3 protein-coding genes are annotated in these 2,619 nt (G+C 45.2%); all 3 read left to right on the plus strand.

The features are described from left to right. A partial coding sequence (locus B3W37_RS09040) for a hypothetical protein (RefSeq protein WP_483175471.1) occupies window positions 1-317 on the plus strand: 317 nt, incomplete at its 5' end. A gap of 599 nt (window positions 318-916) precedes the next feature. Then, window positions 917-1,513 carry a TetR/AcrR family transcriptional regulator gene (locus B3W37_RS09045; protein WP_483175472.1) on the plus strand — a complete coding sequence of 199 codons (597 nt, stop codon included), beginning with the start codon at window positions 917-919 and terminating at the stop codon, window positions 1,511-1,513. Between the two features lie 153 nt (window positions 1,514-1,666). Next, window positions 1,667-2,619 (plus strand): class I SAM-dependent methyltransferase (locus B3W37_RS09050; protein ID WP_483175473.1); only part of this gene is annotated, 953 nt, incomplete at its 3' end.

The following is a 2,619-nucleotide window of genomic DNA, read 5'->3' on the forward strand; positions in this document are numbered from 1 at the left end:
ATAGTTTGGAGCTTGATATGAAGTTCGACAAATCATTGCCTATTGATGCAGAAGTTACTATTCGGCTTGATTTACAGGACAACTCCTTGGAAGGTATCGCAAAGGTTTTAACTGATGCTCACCGCGCATTTGCAGACAATGGCTGCAATTTCACAAAATATGCCTTGAATGCTGAAAACGATGGAATGCTGGTGATGGTTCACGAAGTTACCCCTGCTGATATCGAAAGCGGTGAACTTGTAAGGCTTCTTAAAGAGTCCAAAGATAATGGCAGTTCAGGAAGAATCCGGGTTTTTATCAAAGGAGAGAATAAATAGCCCGGCGGGCGTTATTGCGGAGGGCCTATGTCTAATCCGGGAAGTGTCGTGACGGACGGCGGCAATGACCGTCAAAGCATTCTAAAAGCGGCCTGATCGTATTGACAAAATCGAGGGCAATTACAGTCTCCTGGTATCCCCGGAGCAGTCCCTGAATGGTAAACTCTTTGTCCAATTCATCGCGCTGATTTTCTTGTCTTATGTAAAGAAAGCGATGCAAGACAGGAATCTTTTTGGAAAGTACACCATTCAAGGCCTGCTGGACCAACTGGATGTCATCGAATGCTTCGGCAGACCGGGCCGCGATTTACGGATGTCAGAGATTACTGCCAAGCAGCGGGATTTTTATATTCAGTTAGGCGTCAAGCCTCCTTCCTCGTTCTGGCCCACTTCTTCAGTGTGCCCCACTTCCGTCTTTCGGAATCGTCAACCAGTCCGCCTTTTATCCGCTATCCTCTCAACACCATGAATGAATATCTTGACAATATGACAAGGATGTCATAAAGTTTTGTTATAAACATGACATGGTTGTCATGCGCGATGGGTCTAACTATTTTTGTGTACTAAATGACCACCCAGTAGCTGGAGGAGGAAATAACTTGCCTAAAAGTACTTTCTTTAATTTGAGCGAAGAGAAGAAGAAGAAAATATTCGATGCAGCTGTGCAGGAGTTTTCAAAGCAGCGTTTCAGCGAGGCGTCCATCAACCAGATCGTCAAGAACGCAGGTATACCTAGGGGCAGTTTCTACCAATATTTTGCCGACAAAGAAGATATCTATCTTTACGTAGGGGAAGAAATGGCAAAGGATATAAATGAGATTCGAGGAAACCAAGAAGCCTTCAACTCAAATGCCAGCTTTTTTGAAATCATTATGCAACGAGCCAAAGATACCTTTAAAGTAGGTAAAATAAGACCGGAGTATTGCAAAATAGGCGCGTTGACGGAGACTGATAACAGCGAATTCATCCTACAGCTTCTGAGAGCATCCGCTGAAAAGCACATCAAAATAATCGAGCGTGATAAACAGCGCGGCCTTATCAACCCGGAAATCGACTCCGAACTGGTTATTAAAATAACTCACACCTTCGTTTTTAATGAATATTTGTACTCAGGGTTTGACGAGACCCGTTATTTAAAGAAAGTGGAAGGTGCAATCCAAATAATCAAGGAAGGTATTGCCGTCCATCAGGATTGATTGAACATATTGATTCACGGGTAGGGACATCAAGTTTAAGGGGGGTTAAAATATGAGTTCACATGTACTTGAGTTTGGGGAGATAGATAAGACAAAGTTCGCTTTAGCCGGAGATTAAGCCAATATAGAGATAATTAATTGGAGGGGATATCAATGAAAAAGAATAAAACGAGTTATTCCGCATCGATAATTACCTACTGTCGAGCCTATCATGCGGCGCATGATGAACTCAAGATATTTGATGACTTTCTGGCCAAGCACTTGCTTACAGAAGAGCAACGCACAAACTTCGACGGGATGATATATAAATCTAATAAGGCACTCTATTATATAGGCTCCCGCAAGGCTGTTCCCTCCATCATAAAATTATTCCTTCCCCGACGTGTTAAGCGTACTTTTGAAGCGATTGCTCCCCAAGACTTGAACCTGATCTCCAGCCCAACGTCGGCCGTGGATTGGTATATGCATGCGCATGGCGCTCCTGCCTTGGCAGTCAGCAGGGCTCGGTATACTGAAGACAGTTTGGCGGAGGTTGTCAGGAAGGGAGGCAGGCAATACGTGATTTTGGGAGCAGGGATGGACACCTTTGCCTTCCGTTGTCCGGAACTGATGGAGAAGCTCCAGGTGTTTGAGGTGGACCATCCGGCTACCCAGGCTTTTAAGCGTCAACGCCTCACTGAATTGGGTTGGGAGATTCCCAAGCAGCTACATTTTATTCCGGTAGATTTCACGCGCCAGAAACTTGATGAGGAACTCAAGAATTCATCGTATGACCCGAAAGCCCTGGGATTCTTTAACTGGCTTGGTGTCACTTACTACCTGCCCCGTGAAACTGTATTCGATACCCTGCGCACAGTTGCAGGCATCGCCCCCACAGGCAGTACGGTTATTTTTGATTACCTGGATGCCGATGCATTTGACCCTGTCAAAGTAGCTCCGCGGGGACAGTGGTTTTTATGGTCTCATAAAGCAGGTGAAACAATGAAATCCGGGTTTGAACCGTCGACATTGTCTCACGACTTGGCCGCTTTAGGGCTGCGTCTTAAGGAGAATCTAAGCCCTTCAGATATTGAAAAACTTTACTTCCAGGGACACCCAGGCAACTA

The sequence above is a fragment of the Syntrophomonas sp. UBA5494 genome (assembly GCF_002426325.1).